The 21,779-nt window shown below is 66.2% G+C and carries 19 protein-coding genes and 3 pseudogenes; 18 read left to right on the forward strand and 4 right to left on the reverse strand.

The window, feature by feature from the left end:
* Positions 1-95: 95 nt before the first annotated feature.
* The 14 genes and pseudogenes from J7024_RS30930 to J7024_RS30995 form a co-directional block, all read left to right on the forward strand.
* Positions 96-299 (forward strand): annotated as a pseudogene (locus J7024_RS30930) (IS3 family transposase); the annotation flags it as partial.
* 239 nt (positions 300-538) lie between these two features.
* A complete protein-coding gene (locus tag J7024_RS30935) occupies positions 539-1,450 on the forward strand; it encodes a LysR family transcriptional regulator (RefSeq protein ID WP_124897315.1) in 912 nt (303 codons plus the stop codon).
* A 74-nt stretch (positions 1,451-1,524) separates the two neighbouring features.
* On the forward strand, positions 1,525-2,811 hold the full coding sequence (locus J7024_RS30940; protein ID WP_124897314.1) for an aromatic ring-hydroxylating oxygenase subunit alpha: 1,287 nt from the start codon (positions 1,525-1,527) through the stop codon (positions 2,809-2,811).
* On the forward strand, positions 2,808-3,320 hold the full coding sequence (locus J7024_RS30945; protein ID WP_234745741.1) for an aromatic-ring-hydroxylating dioxygenase subunit beta: 513 nt from the start codon (positions 2,808-2,810) through the stop codon (positions 3,318-3,320). Before J7024_RS30940 ends, J7024_RS30945 begins: the two co-directional genes overlap by 4 nt.
* A gap of 17 nt (positions 3,321-3,337) precedes the next feature.
* Positions 3,338-4,441, forward strand: a complete 1,104-nt coding sequence (gene aroC, locus J7024_RS30950) for a chorismate synthase (RefSeq protein ID WP_124897312.1) — start codon at positions 3,338-3,340, stop codon at positions 4,439-4,441.
* 22 nt (positions 4,442-4,463) lie between these two features.
* Positions 4,464-5,450, forward strand: coding sequence for a carbon starvation induced protein CsiD (locus J7024_RS30955; protein WP_175750940.1), 987 nt, complete (start codon positions 4,464-4,466; stop codon positions 5,448-5,450).
* Between the two features lie 39 nt (positions 5,451-5,489).
* Positions 5,490-6,233, forward strand: a complete 744-nt coding sequence (locus tag J7024_RS30960) for an SDR family oxidoreductase (protein WP_124897310.1) — start codon at positions 5,490-5,492, stop codon at positions 6,231-6,233.
* Positions 6,234-6,244: 11 nt separating this feature from the next.
* Complete coding sequence (locus tag J7024_RS30965; protein ID WP_234745742.1) at positions 6,245-6,808, forward strand: shikimate kinase; 564 nt, start codon at positions 6,245-6,247, stop codon at positions 6,806-6,808.
* A complete protein-coding gene (locus J7024_RS30970; protein ID WP_234745743.1) occupies positions 6,809-8,227 on the forward strand; it encodes a DHA2 family efflux MFS transporter permease subunit in 1,419 nt (472 codons plus the stop codon). It abuts the gene before it with no gap.
* Positions 8,228-8,372: 145 nt separating this feature from the next.
* Complete coding sequence (locus tag J7024_RS30975) at positions 8,373-9,509, forward strand: porin (RefSeq protein WP_175750937.1); 1,137 nt, start codon at positions 8,373-8,375, stop codon at positions 9,507-9,509.
* Positions 9,510-9,540: 31 nt separating this feature from the next.
* Positions 9,541-10,944, forward strand: coding sequence for an MFS transporter (locus tag J7024_RS30980; protein ID WP_175770193.1), 1,404 nt, complete (start codon positions 9,541-9,543; stop codon positions 10,942-10,944).
* A gap of 3 nt (positions 10,945-10,947) precedes the next feature.
* Positions 10,948-11,595, forward strand: coding sequence for a hypothetical protein (locus J7024_RS30985; protein WP_175770194.1), 648 nt, complete (start codon positions 10,948-10,950; stop codon positions 11,593-11,595).
* A gap of 61 nt (positions 11,596-11,656) precedes the next feature.
* Positions 11,657-12,685, forward strand: coding sequence for a zinc-dependent alcohol dehydrogenase (locus J7024_RS30990; protein WP_175750935.1), 1,029 nt, complete (start codon positions 11,657-11,659; stop codon positions 12,683-12,685).
* 651 nt (positions 12,686-13,336) lie between these two features.
* On the forward strand, positions 13,337-15,742 hold the full coding sequence (locus J7024_RS30995; RefSeq protein ID WP_175770220.1) for a phosphoketolase family protein: 2,406 nt from the start codon (positions 13,337-13,339) through the stop codon (positions 15,740-15,742).
* 23 nt (positions 15,743-15,765) lie between these two features.
* Here J7024_RS30995 and J7024_RS31000 read toward each other — a convergent pair whose 3' ends face one another.
* Positions 15,766-16,335 carry a hypothetical protein gene (locus tag J7024_RS31000; RefSeq protein ID WP_234745744.1) on the reverse strand — a complete coding sequence of 190 codons (570 nt, stop codon included), beginning with the start codon at positions 16,333-16,335 and terminating at the stop codon, positions 15,766-15,768.
* Between the two features lie 158 nt (positions 16,336-16,493).
* Between J7024_RS31000 and J7024_RS31005 the strand changes: the two are divergent.
* Positions 16,494-16,913: pseudogene (locus J7024_RS31005) on the forward strand (LuxR C-terminal-related transcriptional regulator); the annotation flags it as partial.
* A gap of 351 nt (positions 16,914-17,264) precedes the next feature.
* Entirely contained in the window at positions 17,265-18,047 is a 783-nt protein-coding gene (gene fnr, locus J7024_RS31010; RefSeq protein WP_124897333.1) for a fumarate/nitrate reduction transcriptional regulator Fnr, read from the forward strand.
* An 82-nt stretch (positions 18,048-18,129) separates the two neighbouring features.
* Here the strand turns inward: fnr and J7024_RS31015 are convergent, their stop codons facing one another.
* Positions 18,130-18,354: a DUF3562 domain-containing protein gene (locus J7024_RS31015; protein WP_124897304.1), complete on the reverse strand. Its 225-nt coding sequence runs from the start codon at positions 18,352-18,354 to the stop codon at positions 18,130-18,132.
* 246 nt (positions 18,355-18,600) lie between these two features.
* Here J7024_RS31015 and J7024_RS31020 point away from each other — a divergent pair, with 246 nt between their 5' ends.
* Both J7024_RS31020 and J7024_RS31025 read left to right on the forward strand, forming a co-directional pair.
* Positions 18,601-18,930 carry a c-type cytochrome gene (locus J7024_RS31020; protein WP_124897332.1) on the forward strand — a complete coding sequence of 110 codons (330 nt, stop codon included), beginning with the start codon at positions 18,601-18,603 and terminating at the stop codon, positions 18,928-18,930.
* Positions 18,912-19,358, forward strand: a complete 447-nt coding sequence (locus J7024_RS31025) for a DUF3564 family protein (RefSeq protein ID WP_390679728.1) — start codon at positions 18,912-18,914, stop codon at positions 19,356-19,358. The genes J7024_RS31020 and J7024_RS31025 overlap by 19 nt, the downstream gene beginning before the upstream one ends.
* A gap of 436 nt (positions 19,359-19,794) precedes the next feature.
* Here the strand turns inward: J7024_RS31025 and J7024_RS31030 are convergent, their stop codons facing one another.
* Positions 19,795-20,634 carry a F0F1 ATP synthase subunit gamma gene (locus J7024_RS31030; protein WP_124897302.1) on the reverse strand — a complete coding sequence of 280 codons (840 nt, stop codon included), beginning with the start codon at positions 20,632-20,634 and terminating at the stop codon, positions 19,795-19,797.
* Positions 20,634-21,779, reverse strand: a pseudogene (locus J7024_RS31035) (F0F1 ATP synthase subunit alpha); the annotation flags it as partial. The pseudogene J7024_RS31035 and the gene J7024_RS31030, both read right to left, overlap by 1 nt.

Below are 21,779 nucleotides of genomic sequence, written 5' to 3' on the forward strand. Positions count from 1 at the left end.
ACCGCTGCCTGAAGCGCTATATCGTCCGGGAGTTGTACCCGCTCATTCTGGCCGATCTGGCCGATTCGACCGCCTCCGCTTGACATAGGAGCGTCAACTCCCCGATGGAGAGGCTGTTCCGCAGCTTCAAGACCGAATGGCTACCGTCAGTGGGCTACATGTCGGCGCAGGAGGCACACCGGGACATCAGCTACTACCTGATGCACCAGTACAACTGGATACGGCCGCATCAGTTCAATGACGGACTGGCGCCGGCGGTTGCGGAAGAAAAACTTAACGCAGTGTCCGAGATTAGTTGACCACTACAGTCTTCACGCCGACCTGTCGCACGCATACGAAATAGCTCGGGTAATGGATCGCATCAACACATCTCATTTGCATGCCCCGCGTCGTAACCCGACTCGATTGCTTCCACTCCGCCCGAGGCGGGCATTGCCAGGATGCGCGAGTCAAAGTCATCCGAAGCGAATATATTTATGCTGTTTACGGAAAGTCACTTTTCTCGATAAATACGAAATCCCGTGTGTAGGATGGGCAAATGAACTCAGTGGAAAACTTTCGAGCGTTTCTTGCTGTAGTCGAATCGGGCAGTTTCTCGAGTGCCGCACGTCGCCTGAATGTGTCCGCATCGGTGATTACGAAGCGAATCGGTGCGGTCGAAGAGGAAGTCGGCGAATTGCTGTTCGTGAGAAGCACGCGGCGTCTCGAACTGACCGCGACGGGCCGCGAGATGATTCCCCTGGCACGCGAATTCCTGAGTTCATACGAACGCATCGTCAATGTAACGACGCACGGCACTCGAGAATTGTCCGGCAGCCTGCGAATCAAGGCGCCGATTTCGTTCACCGTGCATTTCGTCGGAGATGTACTGAATGAATTCCTGCTCGAACATCCGAAGATCAATATCGATCTGCAATTGACGAACCGACCAGTCAATCCTTTGACCGAGAATCTCGACATGGTGATCACCGGTTTGCCGACGTCGTTCGACGGCGTCGACGAAGTGCCGCTCTGCCCGTTCCGCAGGATCGTGTGCGCGGCGCCATCGTATCTCGAGCGAATGGGCGAACCGATTCATCCAAGCGACCTGCAGAATCATCGCTGCCTTCTGTACTCGTATGTCGAGCCCGCGCGCGTCTGGATGTTCAAGAGTGCGCAGGCGGGCAATATCGACGTCAGCGTGAATGGCCAGTTCCACAGCAACGATATCGAGGCCATGCATTGCGCGGCCGTCAGCGGGCTCGGCATCGCGATCCTGCCGCGCTATCGCGCGCAGGCGAGCCTCCAGAAAGGCGAGCTGGTCGAGATTCTCGGCCTGTACGAACTGCCCGACCTCTGGATCAAGATCCAGCGCCCCTCGCATCACAACAAGTCCTTGCTGCTCGCGCGCTTGACGGACCATCTGGTGTCGCGCGTGCAGCATATCCAGCAGCGCCATCCGAGTCTTTGAATTCGGCAGGCCGGACGCCGTGTATCGTCTCCGTCCGGGAAGAGCAACCGTGACGCCAAAATAGCGAGGCATGCGTGCGAGTACCCGATGAATACCTGATCGACGCCCCCGAACAGGCCCTGTTCCGCGTCGATCGCGCAGCATTCACCGACGAGGCCCTGTTCCGCCGTGAACGCGAAACGATCTTCTCGACCTGCTGGCTGTATCTCGGTCACGCGTCCGAGTTGCCGCACGCGAACGACTTCGTCACGCGCAGTATCGCCGGCCGGCCGATCATCGTGGTCCGTGACGAAGCCGGCGCCATTCACGCCCATCTCAATGCCTGCCGACACCGGGGCACCCAGGTCTGCCCGGCCACGCGCGGCAACCAGGCCCGTTTCCAGTGTCCTTATCACGGCTGGACCTATGCGAACACGGGCGAACTGGTCGGCTTGCCGGGCGCGGATGCCTATACCGGCGCATTCCGTCGCGACGAACTGGGCCTGATGCCGGCCGGCCGCGTCGATTCATACCGCGACTTCCTGTTCCTGAACTTCTCGGCCGATGCGGAGCCGCTCGCCGATTATCTCGGCGACGCGCGCTATTACCTCGACCTGATATGCGACCAGCTCGACGGCGGCTGGGAGGTCGTGCACGGCTCGTACCTGCACAGCATGCAGATCAACTGGAAGGTGCTCGCGGACAACAGCACCGATCTCTATCACCTGCCGTTCGCCCACCGGCGCTACCTCGATTTCCTGAGCGGCGAAGGCACGCAGGAGAACTCGTTTCGGCGCACCGGCGAAGTCGTTCATCTCGGCGGCGGGCACGCGGTCGCGAAGAGCTCGCCGCCGTCGGGTGGGCGGCCGATCGCGTGGTGGGCACCGGCATTTCCCGAGTCGCATCGTCCACGCCTGGACGCGTTGCGTGCATCGCTCTACGAGAAGTACGGCGAGCGCAAGGCGCGCGACATGTGCGAAACCAATCGCGGCCTGTTCATTTTCCCAAACCTGATCGTCAACGACAACATGGCCGTCACGCTGCGCACGTTCGAACCCGTGGCAGTCGACCGGATCGCGATTCATCTCTGGGCACTGGCGCCGAAAGACGAGGCGCCGGAGGCGCGCAAGCTGCGACTCGATTCGCTGCTGACCTTCGTCGGCCCGGGTGGCTTCGGCACGCCGGACGACGTCGAGATCCTGGAGTCATGCCAGCGCGCGTATGCGGCCCCCGAGATCCGCTGGAACGACCTGTCGCGCGGCATGGCACGCGATGTGCCGCTCCATACCGACGAATACCAGAACCGCATCTTCTGGCGAGAGTGGCGGCGCCGCGTCGCGCCGACCGGTCCGCGCGACGCGGCGGCAGGAGGCACACGATGAATGCAGCGATTCCGGAGACGATGCTCGCGACACTGTCGCTCGATCTCCGACTGCGGCAGTTCCTCTATCGCGAAGCCGACCTGCTCGACCGCTGGCAACTGCGTGACTGGCTCGACCTGTTTACGGAAGACGCCGTCTATCTGGTCCCGACGACCGACCACCCTGCTCCGCAGCCCGACCGCGACCTGACGTTGATCCACGACGACCGGCGCCGGCTCGCCTACCGGGTCGATCTGCTGCTCGGCGGCCGGGCATGGGCGGAGCATCCTGCGTCGAGGACCCGGCGCGAGATCACCAACGTGATGCTCGTCGACCGGCGCGACGCGACGCTCGACGTGCAATCCAACTTCACGATCCGGCGTTTCCGGCACGGCAGCATGCACACCTTCGTCGGTCACTACCGGCATCAGCTCGTCGACCGGGACGGCACCCTGCGCATTCGGCGCCGCACCGCCGTGCTGGATCACGAAACGCTGACCCCGCATGGCATGGTCAGCATCATCTTGTAAATCTCCGGGAGTACATCGTGTCAGGCAATACCATCGGCAAGAATTTTTCCGTCACCACGTATGGCGAAAGCCACGGCGACAGCATCGGCTGCATCATCGATGGCTGCCCGCCCGGATTGCGGATTAGCGAGGCGGACCTGATGCCGGACATCGAGCGGCGCAAGACCGGCCGCTCCCGCTTCGTCAGCCAGCGCCAGGAAGACGATGCGGTCCGGATCATGTCCGGCGTGCTCGACGGCGTGACGACCGGCACGCCGATCGGCCTGCGCATCGAGAACATGAACCAGCGCTCGAAGGATTACGACTCGATCCGCCACCTGTTTCGGCCCGGTCATGCCGACTACACCTACTACAAGAAATACGGGCTGCGCGAGCATCGCGGCGGCGGTCGCTCGTCCGCGCGCGAAACGGTCGTACGCGTTGCGGCCGGTGCGATCGCCAAGAAGTACCTGGCCGATCGCCACGGCATTCGCGTGCGAGGCTATCTCGCGCAGCTCGGCCCGATCCGGATGCGTGCGGTCGATCTCGATCAGGCGGACGGCAACGTGTACTTCTGCCCCGATCCGGATCGGATCGGCGAAATCGAAACCTTCATGGCCGCACTCACGAAGGCCGGCGACTCGATCGGCGCGCGCGTCAACGTGATCGCATCGGGCGTCCCCGCCGGCCTCGGCGAGCCGATCTTCGACCGGCTGGACGCCGATCTCGCACATGCGCTGATGAGCATCAGCGCCGTCAAGGGCGTGGAGATCGGTTCGGGATTCGCGTCGATCGAACAGCACGGTACCGAGAATCGCGACGAAATCACGCCGGACGGGTTCAGCAGCAACAACGCCGGCGGCATTCTTGGCGGCATCTCGTCGGGACAGGACATCCTCGCGAGCATCGCGCTCAAGCCGACCGCGAGCCTGCACCTCGAGGCGAACACGGTGGACATCGACGGCCAGTCGGCCGTGATCTCGACGCACGGGCGCCATGATCCGTGCGTCGGCATTCGCGCGACGCCGATCGCCGAGGCCATGGTGGCCATCGTGCTGCTGGATCACCTGCTGCGCCACCGCGCACAGAACTTCGACCTGCTCACGCGGCAAGGTGCGTGGGCGACGGATACCGACAACTAACACAAAACGAGAGGGCCTGCCGATGAATCCGCATACCGAATCAGCTTCGATCACGTCCGACCGCGTACGCGCCAGCGTGGCGCCGCACCGGGTCGTCCCCCACCCGGAATCGCAACGCCTGCCCCGGGTCGTATTGCAGAGCGACGACGTTCGACTGTTTCTCGACGACACCGCGCACATCACGACGCGTTCGCTCGAATATGTGCCGTACAGCCGCTTCACGCTGACCGAATCCGTCCAGCGGATCTGGGGGGCGTCGCTGATCAACACGCTGCGTGCGCTGATCGTCGCCCGCCGCAACGGCGGCTTCGTGCTGGATATCGCCGAGGCCACCACCAACGACGAAGACCTGATCCGCTTCACGACCGCGCTCGCGCATGCGATCGGCACTCCCGACAACGACGTGCTGTCGGGCAAGTTCTACGCGCGCCTGCCGGTGCAGAGCAAGGATGTGACGCCGCAGAGCAGCAACCTGTTCCAGCCGTACCGCACCTTCGGGCTGCATACCGACGGCGCGGCGTCGCCGAGCCCGACCACCGACTGGCTCGTGTTCGGGAAGACCGTCGAGCGTCACGTCAAGGGCGGCAGGAACCGGCTCCTGCACCTCGACGACTGGCGCGACCTGCGACGCTTCGCGGACGCGCCGCAGGGCCGCAAGCCGTTCTTGATCGCGCTGCCGCCATCCAACGATCCGCGTCAGCAACAATGGGGCAACAATGTACGCAGCCAGCCGCTGGACCGGCCGATCTTCTTCGACTGGCACGACGAGCTGTGCGTGCGTTTTGCCGACCAGTTCATCCATCCTACGACGATGGAAGACGCTGCGTACCTGCGCGAGTTCGTCGAGTCGATCGAATCGGATCCGGCGGTCGAGTACATGACGATTCCGGTCGGTTCGATGATGTTCCTGAACAACAACTACTGGCTGCATGGTCGCGAGGTGTTCGAACCTCACCCGGAGCTGTACCGCGAAATCATCCGGATGCGCGGCATGTTGCGCGCGGAGTAAGCGGCCTGCGGATTCACTCCGACCTGACGAGGATCACCCATGACCCAGCAATCCGATGCGGATCGTCCCGTCGCGCTCGTGACCGGCGCGAGCCGCGGCATCGGCCTGGCTGTAGCGCGCGGCCTGGCCGCCGACGGCTATACGGTGGCGCTCGTCGCGCGTACCCCGGCGGCGCTCGAAACCGTTGCCGCCGACATCGCGGCGTCCGGCGCCGCGCTGCCGATCGCGCTTGCGATCGACGTCGGCGACGAAGCCGCGGTCGTTGATGCGATCCGGACCGTGCATGCGCGCACCGGCCGGATCGACGTGCTGTTCAACGGCGCCGGTATCGTCCGACGCGGTACCGCTGCATTGAGCGACGCCGACGCGCGCGCGCTGCTCGATACCAATCTGCTTGGCGCACTCAACGTGATTCGCGCCGTCGCACCGTTCATGCGGCGTTTGCACAGCGGCCATATCGTCAATGTCGCGTCGCGCTCTGCGCTGTTGCCGAAGGCAGGTAACGGGGGTTACGCGGCCAGCAAGGCCGCGCTGCGCGCATACGGAGATGCGTTGTACCAGGAACTCGCACGTGACGGCGTCAAGGTCACGACACTGTGTCCGAGCTACGTGCACACGGAGCAGAGCGCCCGGCAGACATGGTTGTCCGACGACGACAAGATTCCGACGGACGACGTTTACCGAACCGTCCGATATCTGCTGTCACTGTCGCGGGCCGCATCGGTACGCGAGCTGACCATCGAATGCACGTACGTCGTCGCGCACGGGGAGCAGTACGTATGAGTGGTTCCACCGTGGTCCTGATCGGTTTCAAGTCCTGCGGCAAAAGCACCTACGGGCCGCTGCTCGCCTCGCGCCTGCAAGGCCGGTGCGCGGATCTCGACCGCGTGCTCGAGCAGCGCCACGCGGCCGCGACCGGAGAGCGACTCGCCGCGCACGAGATCTTCGCGCGGCACGGCGCCGCGTATTTCGCGCATCTGGAAGGCGCCGCGCTCGACGCACTGTGCGCCTCGGCAGACGACGAACATCGACGCCCGGCCGTGCTCGCGACGACGGGCGCGACCGCACTGTCCGTCGCCAACGTCGCCCGACTTCGTCAGCTGGGCCCGCTCGTACTGCTCGATACACCACGCGAGACGATCCGCCGGCGCTGGTTTTCCGGGCGTCTGCCAGCCTTCGTCGATGCCGCCGATCCCGATGCTTCGTTCGCACGTCTGTACGACGAGCGGGAGCCGGTTTATCGGTCCGCGGCGGACGTCATCGTCTCAACGGGGGGCGCGGCGGACGCCAGCGTGATCGAGACGATCGTGGCGCTGCTACGCGGCGCACTGCCGGTGGCCGGCGCGGCGGCGGACTAGATGGCCGACGCCGGGATTGCCGCCGCACGGCCGCTAGAGGGCGTCTCGAAACACGTCGCGACCGGCTCGATCATGCTGGCGACGATCCTGACCGGGCTCGACAGCACGATCGCCAACGTCGCGCTGCCGCAGATCCAGCGCAGCCTGGGCGTGTCCCAAGACGCGGTCGTGATGGTGCTGACGTCCTACGTCGTCGCCACGGCGATCGCCACGCCGCTCGTCGGCTGGCTCGCCGCGCGGCTGGGACGCAAGACGCTCTATCTGCTGTCGATCGCCGGCTTCACCGGCGCGTCGATCGGGTGCGGCGCCGCGACGACGCTCACGCTGCTGGTTTGGGCCCGCATTGCGCAAGGCGTATTCGGCGCCGCATTGATCCCCCTGTCGCAAGCGCTGATTCTCGACATCCATCCGCAAGAAAACCACGCGCGCGCACTGTCTCACTGGGGGGCCGGCGTGATGCTTGGGCCGATTCTCGGTCCGGTGATCGGCGGACTCGTCGGCCAGTGGCAAGGGTGGCGCTGGGTCTTCTATGTGAACGTGCCGGTCGGGCTGCTTGCGTTCACCGGCGTCGCGCTCTGGATCGGTCGAACCTCAGCGGCCCGTGCGAGGCGATTCGACGTCGTCGGCTTCGTCACGTTGTCGGCGGCGGTCGGATGTCTGCAGACGGTGCTGGATACCGGCCAGCAATCCGGATGGTTCCGGGCGCCCCGCATCGTCGCGGCCACCGCGATCGCCGTCGTCGCGTTCGCACTTTTCGTGCGGCACGTGATGCGCACGCCGACCGGCGGTTTCTTCGAGCGGCGCCTCCTGGCCGACCTCAACTACGTCACGGGTCTTTGCTTCACGGCAATCGTCGGCATCGTACTTTTTGCCACACGCGCGCTGTTGCCGCAGTTGCTCGTGCACGTCGAGCAATACTCGATTATCGCGACGGGCCTGCTGATGGCGCCGACCGGCGTCGGCACGCTCGCCGCGATGCTCGCGGCGGGCGCGGTCATCAAGCGCATCGATCCGCGGCGCCTGATGGCGAGCGGTTTCCTCGTCGCCTCGCTTGCGCTGCTCGAGCTCTGCCTGCTGGGGCGTCCTGTGTCGCCCGTGTCGATCATTGTGTCCGGCACGATGCTCGGTGTCGGGCTCGGGCTCATCTTCGCGCCGCTGAACGCGGCGACGTTCGCGACACTGGATGCCGGATTGCGCGCGGACGGCGCCGCGATCTTCGCGCTGGCGCGCAACGTCGGCAGCAGCGCTGGCGTCGCGTTGATGCAGTCGCTGCTCACCCGCTTCACCGAAGCAAATCTCGCCACCCGCGCGTGGGCCGACGCCGCATTCGCCGCGTACCTGACCGACTTCCGGCTGCTGCTGGCGATCAATCTCGTCGCAATACCGTGGGTATGGGTCATGAAATACCGGCGCGCGTAGCGGCCGCCGGTATTTCGCACTTTCCGGCCAGCGACATTTTCCGGTTTGCCACTTGGTGGGCCACGCAATGCCCGCGACAATCCGGCTGACGCATTCGACGATGCGTACGATAACAACCGCTCGACGGCGGAACAAGGAGACAACCGTGAAACGATTCCTGGCATGCATGCCGGTCATGGCATGCACGCTCGCCCATGCGCAGAGCAGCGTGACACTCTACGGAGCCGTTGACGCGGCTCTGACCTACACCAACAACCAGAAAGGCGCGTCGGTGTATCAGGCGTCCAGCGGTGGACGCGCCGGCGACAAGTTCGGACTGCAGGGCATCGAGGATCTCGGCGGCGGGCTCAGAACCGTGTTCGTGCTCGAGTCCGGATTCAGCATCGAGGACGGCAGCGAGCAGCCGTCCAACACACTGTTCGGCAGGCAGGCCTATGCGGGCCTGAGCGGCGGCTGGGGCACCGTGCTGCTCGGCCGGCAGTACACGCTGACCAACGACTACCTCGGCCCGCTCGGCACCGACACGCTGTTCGCGGGCGGACTCGGCGCGACGCTGGGCGATCTCGATGCCTCGTGGAACTACAACAAGATCAGCAACGTGATCAAGTTCAACAGCAACGACTATCGCGGCTTCCGCTTCAGCACGATGTATAGCCTGGGTGGTGTCGCCGGCCATTTCGCCGCGAACCGCGTCTATGGCTTTGGCGCTTCATACGTGCGCGGCGGCCTGACCGTAGCAGCCGCCTACATGAACATGTCGACACCGGCGACGTCGGTTTTCTGGGCGAACACCGCGCCCATCGCCGGCGCGGCGTATGCACTCCCCGTCACGAACCCGATCTACTCCGCCTATACGACGGCGGGTACCCAGCAGGTCGCCGGCGCAGGGGCCGGCTATACGTTCGGTCGCTCGGAAATCACCGTGCTCTATACCAACGTGCGGTTCCAGGACATCGTTCGCACGCTGGCGAACCCGAGCGTGCAACCGAATGCGGCGTTCAACAGCTATCAGGTGAACTACCAGTTCCGGTTTACCCCGGCGACGATGGCCGGCGTCGGCTACCAGTACGGTGCGGCGCCACGTGCGACCTACCAGGCGGTCGACCTGGGCGCCGCATACTTCCTGTCGAAAAGCACGTACCTGTATGCGATCGGCGTGTGGGCGCATGCGAGCGGCACCGATTCGACCGGACAGCACGCGGTCCCCGACCTGCTCGGGCTCGCGCCGTCGAGCAACAGCAACCAGCTGGCGCTGCGCATTGGCCTGCGGCACCTGTTCTGATCCTTCGCGCACCGCTTATCCGGAGAACCAGATGAATACTCCCGCCAGAGCAACCGCAGTGCCGTACCCGGCCACCCGCGACGTCCAGCGCTTCATCGATGCCCATCCGCTGTCGGCGCTGCAAATTCGCGTCGTCGTATTGTGTCTGCTGATCGTCGCGATCGACGGCATCGACATCGGGCTCGCCGCCTATATCGCACCGTCGGTTCGCCGCGAGTGGGGCCTGTCGATCGCCGAGCTGTCTCCCGTGTTTGTTTCCGGGCTCGTCGGAATGATGGTCGGCTCGCTGATTTTCGGGCCGCTGGCCGACCGCTGGGGCCGGCGCCCGGTATTGATCGCGTCGGTCGCATTCTTCGGCGTCGCGACACTCGCGACGCTCCTGATCGGCAACGTGCTGGGGCTGTCCGTGCTGCGCTTCGTTTGCGGAATGGGTATCGGCGGTGCGACGCCGACCGCCGCGACGCTGACCGCAGAATATGCCCCCGAGCGCCGCCGGCTGTCGATCATCACCATCATGCTGTGCGGCAACTCGCTCGGCTCCGCGCTGGGCGGCGTGATCGCGTCGCAGGTCATTTCCCGTTTCGGCTGGCAAGCGATGCTGGTGGTCGGCGGCGCGGTGCCGATCGCGCTGTTGCCGGCGCTGTGGTTCGGGCTCCCCGAGTCGATGCGCTTTCTCGCGCTGCGCCGCCCCGATACGCAGCCCATGCTGCGTGCGCTGGCCCGCCGCATTGCCGGCAGCCGGGGCGATGCCGCACCCGGCGACGACGTGGTATTCGTCGCCACCGAGCGCGAAGTCACGCGCGCGTCGGTACGACAGTTGCTGTCGCCCGCATGTGCACGCGGCACACTGTTGCTTTGGACCACGTTCTTCATGGGCCTGATGGTCCTGTTCCTGATGGCGAACTGGCTACCGACGATCCTCACCGCGGCCGGCGCCTCGATGCGCGCCGCATCGCTCACGACCGCGCTGTGGTCGGTCGGCGGCACCTGCGGCGGCTTGCTCCTCGGCCAGGCGATGGACCGCTTCCCGCCGCACCGGGTGCTCGCGCTTGCCTACACGGCGGCGTGCGTGCTGATCTTCATGGTTGGCCGGGTCTATGCGACTCCCGCGCTGCTCGCGCCGATCGTGTTTCTCGCCGGCTTCTGCATCAGCGGGTCGCAAGTCGGCATCAACGGCCTCGCTGCGGAGTTCTATCCGACGGCCGTGCGTGCGACCGGTGTCGCATGGGCGACCGGCATCGGCCGCATCGGCTCGATGCTGGGCTCTGCGCTCGGTGGTTATCTGCTTGCCGCACGCCTGCCGTATGCCACGCTGTTCACCGCGACCTGCATACCGATGCTCATCGCGGCGCTGTGCATGAGTGCCATGCGCCAGCGCGATGCGGGCCCGAGCGGCAACCTGTCCTTCAACATCACGGATCAACGGAAATCCTGACCCATGACCTTGATAGGCTCGGCGTTTCTCGCCCTCTGGAACGACATCGAAGGCGTGCGCGAAGCGGAGTACGACCTCTGGCACACCGTCGAACACGTGCCGCAACGCGTTCGCGTGCCGGGCTTCCTCTCCGGGCGCCGTTATCGTGCGAGTTCTGGTGCGAGGCACTATTTCACGCTGTACGACGTGACCGAGGCGGCCGTCTTCGAATCGCACGATTACCTGTCGCTCGTCAACCATCCGACCGCCTGGTCCCGCGCCATGCGTCCGTCGTTCCGCAACGTCGTCCGGGCCGTATGCCGGAACCACTACAGCGCGGGCCACGGCGTCGGCGGCGCACTCGCATGCGTGCGCATCGCGTCCGGCAACGCACCGGACGACGACGTCTCGCGCGGTCGTGCGCTCGGCGTTGCATGTCGTTCGCTCGAAGGCGTCACCGCCGTGCATTTCGGCGAACGCATCGATAATGCGGCGCCGATCTTCGACACGTGGCAAATGGGCGCGCCGCCCGGGTACGTGCTGCTGCTCGAGGCAGCGCACGAATCGTCACTGCTGGCGCGGCTGGCCGACGTCGAAGCGCAACTCGCGTGCGCGTTCGGCGCCGACCGGATCATGTCATCGGACATCTACGATCTGTGCTATACCGTGTGAAACCCGCCCGGACCGCCAGCTCGCCCAGCTTCCTTTCCCGCAACAGAACCAAGGATCCCGAGTGAAAGCATTGCAGAAGATCGCGCCTGCGTTCGGTCTCGAATGGCGCGACGTACCGTCGCCGACGATCGACGCGACCGACGACGTGATCGTCGAAGTGGCCGCCGCCGGTGTGTGCGGCAGCGACGTGCACATCTACGACTGGTCGGGAGGTTATGACTTCGTGACGCCCGCGATGCCGGTGACGATCGGCCATGAGTTCGCCGGCGTCGTGGTCGCGCGCGGGTGCGATGCCGGCTCGCTTGCGCTCGGACAGCGCGTGGTCGTGATTCCGTCAGTCGAGTGCAACGTCTGCGGTCACTGCGTGGCGGGTCGTCCCGACGACTGTCAGGACCGGCGAGGTATCGGCATGCTGCGCGACGGTGCATTCGCGCAATTCGTGAAGGTGCCGGCCCGCAACTGCCTGCCGTTGCCGGATGGCTTCGACCTGTCGGTCGCGGCGCTGTGCGAGCCGCTGTCGATCGCGCTGAGCGCCGTGGAGACCGGCGACGTGCACACAGCTGACAAGGTACTCGTGCTCGGCCCCGGCAGCATCGGCCAGGCTATCGCGCTGCTCGCCGAACAGCGCGGTGCGCAGGTCGTCGTCGCCGGCTACGACGACGAACAGCGGCTTGCCGGCGTGCGCGCGCTCGGTATCGAGCGAACCGTCGACCTCAAGTACCAGTCGCCGCGCGACGCGGTCGCACTGGCCGGCACGGATGCATTCGATGTCGTGATCGACGCAGCCGGCGTGCAGTCGGCCGTCGACAGCGGCCTCGCCGTTCTGCGCGCATCCGGCGTGATGGTGCTATGTGGAATTCACGCCAATCGCGTCACCTTTGACGGCGCGCGCTTCGTCCGGATGCGTCACCAGATTCGCGGCACCTATCGAGCCACACGCCGCACCTGGCAAAACGTGGTCAATTTCGTGATAGCAAATGAGGCGTACCTCGCTCGACTCATCTCGCATCGGTTGCCGTTGGCCGATGCGCTCGTGTCGTTCGATCTTGCGAAATCCAAGGTCATCGGAAAAATCATGTTGATTCCGTGATGGTCACACGGAGGCCGTTCCGTATCAATTTCGGCGTTGCGCGGAACGCCGACCAGCCCGCGCAAAGAACCCGGATCCGGCCAAAACGCTCCGTCGGGCGTCCGCTACCTGCCAAACCGTACCGGATGTTCAACGGCCGGAGTGCGATCCGCTCCCTCTGAACGCGCGATGCCGACAAGCTGACGGCTCCGTTCCGGGGCGCGCTCGCGCCCCTTGCCCGCTGGCGACTTCCGCAGGTTCTGTGCACATTCTCGACGGTCGGCGTTCCGCCGACACGATGACCGGTTGTCGCGGCCGATCCAGTACGGCCATCCGAACGGCATTGCGATCACGCTCGTCGTCTGCCACGTGCCGAGTCTGGCGGGATTTTCCGCTTCCGGCGCCACCTTCGCCGACGCGGCGTCGAGTATCGCGCGCGGCGTGCGCGCGGGCCGCTTCGACATCGCACAACCAGGATCGACCATCGCCGCCCGTGCACCGGGTTATCTGCGCGGCACGCAAACCGACATCGACGAAGGCCGACTGGTCACGCTGAGCTTGACGACGATCAAGCGCCGCGGGGCCACTCGCCGTACGGTGGATACTGGGCGATTCGACGCGAATCGCGCTGCGCTGTCTTCCATGCGGCACCGCCGCTTTCAGGAGCATTGCATGAGCCAGGCCGACCGGACCTCCCCCGCCCCGCTTTCCGACGCGCTGCTGCATCGCATGCATGCGTGGTGGCGGGCTGCCAACTATCTGTCGGTCGGGCAGATCTATCTACTCGACAATCCACTCCTTCGCGAGCCGCTGCAGAGCGCGCACATCAAGCCTCGCCTGCTCGGCCACTGGGGCACGACGCCGGGGCTGAACTTCATCTACGCCCATCTGAACCGCGTGATCAACGCGCGCGACCTCGACGTGCTGTTCATCGCCGGCCCGGGCCACGGCGGCCCCGGCGTACTCGCCAACGCCTGGCTCGAAGGGGTGTACAGCGACATCTATCCGAACGTGCCGCAAAATGCCGAGGGCATGGCGGCGCTGTTCCGCCAGTTCAGCTTCCCCGGCGGCGTGCCGAGCCACGTCGCGCCGCAGACGCCGGGCTCCATTCACGAAGGCGGCGAACTGGGCTACTCGCTGTCGCATGCGTTCGGCGCGGCCTTCGATCATCCCGGGCTGATCGTCGCCTGCGTCGTGGGCGACGGCGAGGCCGAAACCGGGCCGCTCGCCACCGCCTGGCATTCGAACAAGTTCCTCAATCCGGCATCGGACGGCGCGGTGCTGCCCATCCTGCATTTGAACGGCTACAAGATCGCCAGTCCGTCGATCCTCAGCCGCATCGAACAGGATGAACTGGAGAGCCTGCTGACCGGCTATGGCTATCGGCCGCTGTTCGTCTCCGGCGACGAGCCGATGGCCACGCACCAGCGCATGGCGGCCGCGCTCGACGACGCGCTGGACGACATTCGCGGCATCCAGACGCGGGCGCGCAGCGCAGGCAACCTCGCGCGCCCTCGCTGGCCGATGATCGTGCTGCGCACGCCCAAGGGCTGGACCGGCCCGAAGCGCGTCGACGGCCTGAAAACGGAAGGCCACTTCCGTTCGCATCAGGTGCCGATCGCCGACCTGAAACAACCGGGACACCTGCAGTTGCTGGAAGCCTGGCTGAGCAGCTATCGCCCCGACGAACTGTTCGACGCGCACGGGCGTCCGTGCGAGGCGATCCGGTCGCTGTCGCCGGCCGGATCGCGCCGGATGAGCGCAAATCCGGTGGCGAACGGCGGCGGCGAAGCGCGCGAGCTGCGGATGCCGGATTTCACCCGCCACGCGGTGGCGGTGCCCGCGCCCGGGCAGGTCGACGCGCAGGCCACGCGCGTGATGGGCGGCTTCCTGCGCGACGTGATGTCGGCAAATCTGGCCGACCGGACGTTTCGCGTGTTCGGTCCCGACGAAACGGAATCCAACCGCTTGTCCGCGATATTCGACGTCACCGCGCGCACCTGGATGGCCGCGACCGATCCGGACGACGTCCAGCTCGCGCCCGACGGCCGGGTCATGGAGATGCTCAGCGAGCATACCTGCCAGGGCTGGCTCGAAGGCTATCTGCTGACCGGGCGGCACGGGCTGATGTCGTGCTACGAGGCGTTCATCCATATCGTGGATTCGATGTTCAACCAGCATGCGAAATGGTTGAAGGCCTGCCGGGAAATCCGCTGGCGGCGGCCATTGCCGTCGCTCAACTACCTGCTGACATCGCACGTCTGGCGGCAGGACCACAACGGCTTCAGCCACCAGGACCCGGGGTTCATCGATTTCGCGGCCAACAAGAAGGCCGACACGGTGCGCGTCTATCTGCCGCCCGATGCGAACACCCTGCTGGTCGTCACGGATCACGCGCTGCGCACCTGGAACCGGATCAACGTGATCGTCGCCGGCAAGCAGCCGGCGCCGCAATGGCTCGACCTGGATGCCGCGATCCGGCATTGCAGCGCCGGCGCAGGCATCTGGGAGTGGGCAGGGAACGACCGCGACGGCGAGCCGGATGTCGTGATGGCCTGCGCGGGCGACGTGCCGACGCTCGAGACGCTCGCGGCCGTCGACCTGCTGCGCACCCACCTGCCGGCGTTGCGCGTCCGGGTCGTCAACGTCGTCGACCTGATGACGCTGGAGCCTGCCGACGACCATCCGCACGGGATGAGCGACGCGGATTTCGACGCGATGTTCACGACCCGCCGGCCTGTGATATTCGCGCATCACAGCTACCCTGCCCTGATTCACCGGCTGACCTATCGCCGCGCGAATCACGCGAATTTCCACGTGCACGGTTTCATCGAGGAAGGGACGACCACGACCCCGTTCGACATGACGGTCCTCAACCGGGTCGACCGCTTCCATCTGTGCGAGGCCGTGCTCGATCACGTGGGCGAACATGTGCAGACGGGCGCGCATTTCAGGCAGTACCTGCGCGACAGGCTGGTCGAACATCGACGCCATGTGGACCGGTACGGCGACGACCTGCCGGAAATCCGCGACTGGCGCTGGCAGGCGACGCCGGGCAGCCGGAACCCGTTGCTGTGAGCGGATCGCGAACCCCGGCCGCGCTATCCGGGCGAGATGCCCGTCGCTTGCGGGTCGGACAACGGGTCGACGAACGACCGGAAGCCGCCCTCGATCTCGCGGATCTGCGCCGCGCACACGTCGTATCGCCAGCCGGGGCCGCCATCGCTGCCGTACATGCCCTTGCACATCGCCTTGATCCGGATCAGCCAGCCTCCTTCGCTCAACGCCACGCGCGACGCCCAGAGGTACACATTGCCTGCCAGGTGCGACTGGGCCGTTTCGATCACCTCCGCGTCGAACCGGGTGATGCGGGTGGACGAGCGATTTTCGACATAGCGCCGGGTGAGCAGCCAGGCGCGATCGCATGCCGCTTGCGTCGCGCACGGCAACGACGCCGTCTGCCGCAACGTGAGCAACTGCGTTTCGCTTTGCCTGAACGCGGCCATTCGCGCGTCGCTGGCGCGTGCGCCCGACATCAACAACACGCCCATCGCCCACCATCCCTGTTTCATCGCCAACGCGCCGTCCGGTCGCGGTTTTCGCGCCCGGACAAGCCGTGCGGCCCCGCTCGACCTCGATTGAATGATCCGGGCCCGGAGCAGTCGCGCCACGAGCGGTCCCGCGCGCCACCCGCACGCGCCCTGGTTGCGACTGTATTGCCGCGCCGGCCAGTGCACTTGACATGTATCAAGCCCACTGCGGGGTGCTGCCAGTGCGGGGGGCGCAGGCATCGGCGCATTCGGGCATCGCCGGCGGAACGCGACGGCCGCGTATGCTGGTGCTGACGATGCACGCGAAACAGCAATATTCGGCGCGCGTGCTCCGCGCCTGCGCATCGGGGTACATGACCAAGGAAAGCGCCAGCGCCGAACTGGTCGCGGCGCTGACCATGATCGCGGCGGGCGGCCTCTACGTCAGCCTGGCGATGGCGGAGCAACTGGCGCAGCGCCTCAACGAGCCAGCCGGTTCGCTGCCGCATCAGCGCCTGTCCGACCGCGAGTTCGACGTATTCCGGCGGATCGCGGCCGGCGAGACGATTACCGGGATCGCTCAGGATTTATGCGTCGGCACGAAGACCGTGAGCACCTACCAGGCACGGATCCTCGACAAGATGCAGATGCCGCGCGATGCGGCGCTCGTGCGCTATGCGATGCTACACAAGCTGTTCGACGACCAGGACGGCATCTGACAGCCGGCGGCAAGCGCGTACCCCTGCTGGCGCAACCGAGCGCCGTCCACGAGGGCTTTCATGGGCCGCAGCCGTTGTCAGCATTCTCCTACAGCCGTTCTCCAAACCCTACCCGACTTTCCATCCCTGCCGATTTCAGTCCGGCCGCGCGAGAACCATACTGCTTTACATGGATGCCCGGGCGCCGGTCATGCCGTCGTCAGCCTTGCCCGTCGATTGCACCGCACTGTTCCGGGTCCTGGGTCGCCGCCGCCGCGCAGACGAAATCGCCAGGTTCCATGCCGTGCATGGGCGGCCAATGACCAGGAACGAATTTTTCGAGCAGACCGACCGAGTCACCAGGAGCAGATCATGCTGACTGCCCAACCCCACGAAATTGCCTGTCCCCCCGTCGCGCATGCGATGACGATCGCACTTCATCCCGTCGATCGGGACGAGCGACTGAAGCGCCCCGGCGCGCGCTGCTCGACCTGCTCGGTCCGTTCGGCGTGCATGCCGGCGGAACTCGACGATGCAGACCTGGCCATCCTCGACGAGGTGGTCTGCACGACCCGCCCGGTCAAGCGGGGTGAGTCGCTGTTCCGCGCGCACGATACGTTCCAGAGCCTCTATTCGGTCCGCACCGGCTCATTCAAGACAATCGTCATGCATCGCGACGGCCAGGAGCAAGTGACCGGATTCCAGATCGCCGGGGAAACGCTCGGTCTCGACGGCGTGTGCAGCGGGCATCACAACGGCGACGCGATCGCGCTGGAGGACAGCACGGTCTGCATTGTCCCGTTCGGCCAGCTGGAGAAGGTTTGCGCCAAGTTGAAGTCGATGCAGCATCATCTCCACAAGATGATGAGCGCCGAGATCGTGCGCGAGTCGAGCCTGATGATGCTGCTTGGCACGATGTCGGCGGAACAGCGAGTCGCGGCGTTCCTGCTGAACCTGTCCGAACGCTTCAGGGCGCGCGGCTATTCGCCGGCGGATTTCAACCTGCGCATGACGCGCGAGGAGATCGGCTGCTATCTCGGGATCAAGCTCGAAACGGTCAGCCGGATGCTGTCGAAATTCCAGCGCGACGGCTTGATCGACCCGCACGGCAAGCAGATCCATATCATCGATCTGGCCGGGCTCGCCCGCGTCTGAGCGCTGGCCGCCCGCGCCGGATCCGGCAGCCAGGTATCCCGCAGGCTCGACCCGGTTCCGCCGAATCCCCTCGCGCGCATCGCTATCCTCCCGGTTCCGGCCGCCCCGGATCCCCGCCAGCAGCGTCCAGTGACCGCATGCGCCGGCTCAGGCGACGAATCGCGAATATCCGCAAGTAATCACGCACCCGGGCATCTTTCGCCAGCGCCGCGATTTCGTCGTCGAGCATCCGCCGCAACGCGTCGTCCGGAATCGACAGGTCGCGCGCCAAGGCCGCCAACGCGGCGAACAATCGATCCTGGTTCATCACCGCCCTCCTGCAAAGACGCCGCCTTCATCCGAGGTCGTCCTGGCTGGATCCATTGAATCGCGCGGCAGCGCCACCGCGCTTGACATGCGTCAACGCGCCCCGGATCGATGCGCGGCCCGGGCCGCGGATCCAGCCGGCCGGCGAGCGCGTGGCGGCGTTTGACTTGCATCAACCGCCGGCCCGGGACCACGCATAGACTGGGACGGACTACTTGCTGGACGCCGCGCGATGACGACCGCTCCAATGACACGCATGCCGGGATACCTGCTCGCCTTCGCGTGCCTCGCGTTCGGGACGGCGTCGGCCCAGGTGCAGGAGCCCGCCGCGCTCGTCGATCAGCAGCATTGCATGTTCTGCCACACCGCCGACATGCCGTTCCTCGCACCGTCGTTTCACGAGATCGCGGAACGGTATCGGGACACGCCGCATGCCGAAGACATTCTTGCGGACAAGCTGAGACTGGGCGGCCGCGCGCACTGGGGCGACACCGCGATGCCGTTGCCCGCCGAGCGTGGCGGCTCGCTGTCCTCCGAGGACGCGCATACGCTGATTCGCTGGGTCATGAGCCAGTAAAAGCCTCGACCGCCGGTGACGGCGGCCGCCCTCCTTTCGATTTGGAGCCAATCGTGCGAATCACCCTGCATCTCGATACTTTCGCCAGCGACAACCCTTCGGCCTATGCCATTCTCTGGATCGACACGGCCATGCGCCGCTGGTCGCGCGAAGGTCATGCAGGGATGGACCTGCCCGTGTGGGGGACGCTCGCCCGCGAAGGCGGCGCCACCCTGATGACGGGTCCCGACAACGCCGGCGCCCTGTGCTGGCTCGACGATTTCGATCTCGACGCACCGTCCGGACCGTTCGAAGGCCAAGCCGGCCGTGCGCGCTGGCAGCGCGATGCCGGCCATGCGCCGGTGCCTGGCGCATGGCGGGTGCAGTGTGTCGACGATACGGCGGCGATGCCGGAGCACGAGGTCTTCACCGGCGACGAAGAAGATTAGCCGGACCGGAAGCACCGATTGCAGCCCCCGTCGCCGCGGCGGATCGACTCACGCGTGGCGAACCGCGGTAGGCCGGCGGGCCGATGCGTCGGGCCACGGCGAATGGCGTCCGATGCGCGGGACGTGTCAATTCGGGTTCTCGTGCGTTTCAGCGGCCGGGGTCCCGGCAAGTCTTTCAATGCGCGGGTATCGGCCGCGCGCGCGAACGTGTCATAGGCGCTCGCCACGTCGTCGAGCGATTTGCGGGCCGGGGCCGTGTCATACCAGGGCTTTCATGGTCTTGCCTCCGTTGACGGGACCAGGTCCCTTGCAGCGCCACGCCACGGAGTCACCCGCTGTCGGCGCCTGACCTGCATCAAGCATGCCCGGACACCCCCGCAGCGCGCCGCGAGGCAGCCGATGACGTACCGACGCGGGTCAGGATCGGCCGGCCCGGTCACGGATCGATGCCCGCCGCCAGTTCGAGGATGTCGGCCGTGATTTCGTCCTGGCGCGCAAGCCGGCAGGTCTGCAGCAATTCCGCGAGCTTGTGTTCGATATTGGCGCGCGCGGCGATCATGGCCCGCGTGCGCGCTTCGTTTTCCGCCGCGAACGCCAGCATGGTCGCCTCGCACAGTTCGACGAATGCATACGCCTGCGCCAAGTCCGCCAGCACCCGATCGGGCGGCAAGTTCAGCAATGGCGGCTGCGAGCGCGGGGCGGTATCGAAGCGGCTGTAGTCGAACGGCAACAGCCGATGCTCGACCACGTCGAGCCGCGCGGAGCCGGGCATCGCGTGCACGATCGAGACGATTTCGGCGCCGCTGGCGGCGAGATGGGCGAACAGCGCATCGGTCAAGCGGCCCGCGAGGGGGACGACGTCGTCCGCGCGCGAAGCCATCGGCGCGGTCCAGGTGACCGGCAGCCCGCCTGCCTCGGCGAGCGCGACGCCGCGCGACCCGATCAGCAGATAGTGGGCAGCCTCCCCGCGGCAGCGGGCCTGATCGAGAATCTGCGCGTTGTACGCTCCGACGAAGCCCTGCTCGCTGCACAGCACGATGACCACGTGCGGTTTCGCGGACGCTCCGGCCGTGTCGCCCCCCGGGCGCGTCGCGTCCGCCGACAGAACGGTGCCGATCGCCGCGCCGATGATCGCGGCGCAGGCGCGCACGCCCGGCAAACGCGCGTGCGCATCATGCGCACGCGCGGCCGCGACGCCGCGCATCGCGCCGATCACGGACTGCAACTGGCGGGCGGTCTCGGCGCGCGCTTCCGCGGCGGTCAGCTTGTCGCTCATGACGGCACGGCTCCGGATTCCGCCGTGCCGGCCTGGGCAGCCAGCCGGTCGACCTGTTCCCGAACCGTCCGGACCAGCCCGGCGAGCGCGGCCGGATCGTCGAGCGGGGCGCCCGGCGGCGCCTGTTGCGCATCGAGCCATGCCGGCAGTTGTTCGCGAATTGTCGTCAACAGGCGTGGCGGCGCGGAGTCGAACACGCCCTCGGCAAGGGCTTTCAACAGCACGACTTCATCGATCGTTCGCAACGGATGAAAACGCGGCTGCGTAATGAGCGCGCGAATCCGCTCGCCGCGCGTGATCTGTCCTTTCAGGCGCGCATCGGTCAACCCGCCGAAGCGCGTGAACGCCTCGAGTTCGAGGAACTGCGCATAGTCGAGCCGCAAGCGCCCGGACGCCTCGCGCAGCGCCGGGTGCTGCGCCTTGCCGCCCACCCGGCTGACGCTGAGGCCGACGTCCACGGCAGGCCGCTGGTTGGACGCGAACAGCGCGGCGTCCAGCACGATCTGGCCGTCCGTGATCGAGATCAGGTTGGTGGGGATATACGCGGCCAGATTGCCGGCATCGGTTTCCGCGATCGGCAGCGCACTGAGCGAGCCGCCGCCGAGCTTCGCGGACAGCTTTGCGGCCCGTTCGAGCAGCCTGGCATGCAGATAGAAGATGTCGCCCGGATACGCTTCGCGGCCGGGCGGCTCGCGCGTCAGCAGCGCCAGTTCGCGGTGCGTGGCCGCGTGCTTGGTCAGGTCGTCGATCACGATGAGCGCGTGCTGGCCGCGGTCGCGAAAGTATTCGGCCATCGCGAAGCCGGCGAACGGCGCGATCCACTGCAGGCCGGATGCCGCGGCGGCCGGCGCCACGACGAAAATGCAACGCTCCGGCGCGCCGTACCGGGCCACCGCATCGATCACCCGCTGTACGGCGCTCGCCCGCTGGCCGATCGCCACGTAGACGCAGATCACGTCCGAATGCCGCTGGTTGACGATCGCATCGATCGCCAGCGCGGTCTTGCCGACCGCCCGGTCGCCGATGATGAGTTCGCGCTGCCCGCGGCCGATCGTGAAGAGCGCGTCGACGATCAGCAAGCCCGTCTCGAGCGGTTCGACCACCAGGTCCCGATCGATGATCGCGGGAGCCGGCCGTTCGATCGG

The sequence above is a fragment of the Burkholderia sp. WTPI3 genome (genome assembly GCF_021483755.1).
In the GTDB taxonomy this organism is placed as follows: Bacteria; Pseudomonadota; Gammaproteobacteria; order Burkholderiales; family Burkholderiaceae; genus Burkholderia.